3 protein-coding genes and 1 pseudogene are annotated in these 2,493 nt (G+C 62.1%); 3 read left to right on the top strand and 1 reads right to left on the bottom strand.

The features are described 5' to 3' along the window. On the bottom strand, positions 1 to 363 hold a 363-nt coding region (locus VMR03_RS17450), incomplete at its 3' end, for an Hsp20 family protein (RefSeq protein WP_325407478.1). A 294-nt stretch (positions 364 to 657) separates the two neighbouring features. Here VMR03_RS17450 and VMR03_RS17445 point away from each other — a divergent pair. The 3 genes and pseudogenes from VMR03_RS17445 to VMR03_RS17435 all read left to right on the top strand — a co-directional run. Further along, positions 658 to 1,275 (top strand): superoxide dismutase, encoded by a 618-nt coding sequence (locus VMR03_RS17445; RefSeq protein WP_325407476.1) that lies wholly within the window; start codon positions 658 to 660, stop codon positions 1,273 to 1,275. Between the two features lie 181 nt (positions 1,276 to 1,456). Further along, positions 1,457 to 2,134 (top strand): 2OG-Fe(II) oxygenase, encoded by a 678-nt coding sequence (locus tag VMR03_RS17440; RefSeq protein WP_325407474.1) that lies wholly within the window; start codon positions 1,457 to 1,459, stop codon positions 2,132 to 2,134. Continuing rightward, positions 2,131 to 2,493 (top strand): annotated as a pseudogene (locus tag VMR03_RS17435) (2OG-Fe(II) oxygenase); the annotation flags it as partial. The gene VMR03_RS17440 and the pseudogene VMR03_RS17435, both read left to right, overlap by 4 nt.

Below are 2,493 nucleotides of genomic sequence, written 5' to 3'. Positions count from 1 at the left end.
GAGGAGGCCGTTGTCGAGCCTCGCCTCTCCGACATCGATTCCGTCCGCCAGGACGAAGGCCCGCTGGAATTGCCGCGCGGCAATGCCGCGATGGAGATAGACACGGCCTTCTTCCTCGCGCCGGCGACCGCGAATGACGAGCTGATTGTCCTCGACGGTGACCGACAGTTCATCGCGGGCAAATCCTGCGACCGCGAGCGTGATGCGCAGTACCCGCTTCAGCGCGCCGTCCTCGCTCCGCACCGCTTCCTCCACGTTGTAGGGAGGATAGCCGTCCGAAACCTTCGCGACCCGCTCAAGCAACTGTTCCATCTCGTCGAAGCCGAGCAGGAACGGGCTGTTGAACTGCACCATGCGCGTCATCCCAAAGTCCTTCGCAAGCGACCCGGTTGTCCGGCCCGGACCCCCGGACCGTGGCGGCCCTTGACGGCACCGCCGATTAACAATGTGGGGATTGGCGAACAAGGTTGCAAGCCGGACGCCCAAGCCTCTTCCCATCCGCGGAATGTGGCTAAATCCTTATATATGCTGGAGAGTTTTCTCTTCGGGGTTGAAATCGACGCGGCGATGCCGATTAAAGAGAAGGGAGGAGGAACCCTCGCGTCCGGTGCCTGTTTCAAAAGCAGGAACCCCGCTCAAAACCGAAGAGGTCAAGCCATGATCGAGCTGCCACCGCTGCCTTATCCGAAGGATGCGCTCGCGCCGCATATCTCCGCCGACACGCTGAGCTTCCATCACGACAAGCACCACAAGACCTATGTCGAGACGGCGAACAAGCTGATCGTGGGCACCGAATATGAAAAGCTGCCGCTCGAACAGATCATCACGCGCGCGGCCAAGAACGCCGAACACAAGAAGATCTTCAACAACGCGGCGCAGGCCTGGAACCATAATTTCTACTGGCATTCCATGGCGCCGAACGGCGGCGGCCAGCCGCAAGGCGATCTCGCGAAGAAGATCGAGGCCGACTTCGGCGGGTTCGACAAGTTCCGCGAGACGTTCCTTGCCGCCGGCGCGGGCCAGTTCGGTTCCGGCTGGGTCTGGCTGACGCTCGCCAATGGCAAGCTCAAGGTACTGGCGACGGCCAACGCCGACAATCCGCTGACGCATGGCGAAGTGCCGCTCATCGTCTCGGACGTCTGGGAGCACGCCTATTACCTCGATTATCAGAACCGTCGACCGGACTATCTCGCGACCTTCTTCGACAAGGTGGCGAACTGGAAATTCGCGGCGGAAAATCTCGCCCATCCGGAGAATGCGACGAAGGCCGCCTGAACCCGGTCCATCCTGCGCAAGAAAGGCCGGCCCCGCTGGGGCCGGCCTTTTTCGTCCTGTGCATGCGACGCGATGTCTCCGCGTTTCGACAAAGTGACACATGGCTCGCCTGAAAGACGGGACCTAGCATCCGCCGAAATGGGGAGATACCCGACAGAAGGGGCGGGAGAGGATGCGAGCCATGATCCAGTACGAAGCCGTGGAAGGCGCGAAAACCGAGCGCGAGCCCTACCCGCATTTCGTCGTGCCGAATTTCATCGGCGCCGACAATCTGAAGAAAGTGATCCGCGACTTCCCCGAGCTCGACATGGCGGGGTTGTTCCTGCCCGAGGCAACGCATTACGGCCCTGTCTTCGAAAAGCTGCTCGCCGAACTCGACAGTTCGAAGCTGCGCGCGATCGTCTCGGAAAAGCTCGACATCGACCTCAGCGGGCGGCCGGCGCTCATCACGCTCAGAAGCTGTTGCCAGGCGCATGACGGACAGATCCATGCGGATTCGAAATTCAAGCTCGCGACGCTGCTGCTCTATCTGAACGAGCCCTGGGCACCGAAAGGCGGGCGCCTGCGCGTGCTGCGCGGGCCGAACGACATCGATGATTACGCAGCCGAGGTGTCGCCCGAAGGCGGTACGCTCTTCGCGTTCAAGGTGCAGCCGAACTCATGGCACGGCCATGAACCCTTTGTCGGCCCCCGGCGTTACGTGATGCTCAATTACTGCCGCGACGAAGAGGTGCTGATGCGCGAGCGGGCGCGGCATCGGCTGTCCGGCCGGATGAAGAAATTCAAGCGGCTTTTCGGCGTCGGGAAAATTCCGGAACTCTCCGCCCCCCATCACGATCCGCGCGAGAACTCCCGATGAACGCCGCGCAGGATATCATCCGCCATTTCGCCGCCTGCCTCGACCGTGTGGCGGCAAAGCACGAGCCCTTCGCGCATTGGCTGCTGACCGATGCTCTTCCGGACGAAGTCGCCCATGCCATCCCGGCGCTGCCGCTGGCACCACCCGAGATCGGCGACACGCTCGGCAAGCGCGAGACGCATAATTCGACGCGCAATTTTTTCTCGGTCGAGAACCGCGCGCGATTTCCTGTCTGCGAGGCGGTCGCCTCGGCGTTTCAGGCTCCCGAGACGGTGCGGCGGCTCGAACAGACCACCGGCATAGCGCTGACCGGCAGTTCGCTGCGCATCGAATATTGCCAGGACCGAGACGGCTTCTGG

The organism is Parvibaculum sp. (assembly GCF_035511255.1).
Taxonomy (GTDB): Bacteria; Pseudomonadota; Alphaproteobacteria; order Parvibaculales; family Parvibaculaceae; genus Parvibaculum.
This window is presented reverse-complemented; position numbering and strand designations above follow the sequence as displayed.

Bases quoted from the DNA above. Each gene is read 5' to 3' on its own strand.
- VMR03_RS17440 (WP_325407474.1), top strand. From the start codon at position 1,457: ATGATCCAGTACGAAGCCGTGGAAGGCGCGAAAACCGAGCGCGAGCCC.
- VMR03_RS17445 (WP_325407476.1), top strand. From the start codon at position 658: ATGATCGAGCTGCCACCGCTGCCTTATCCGAAGGATGCGCTCGCGCCG.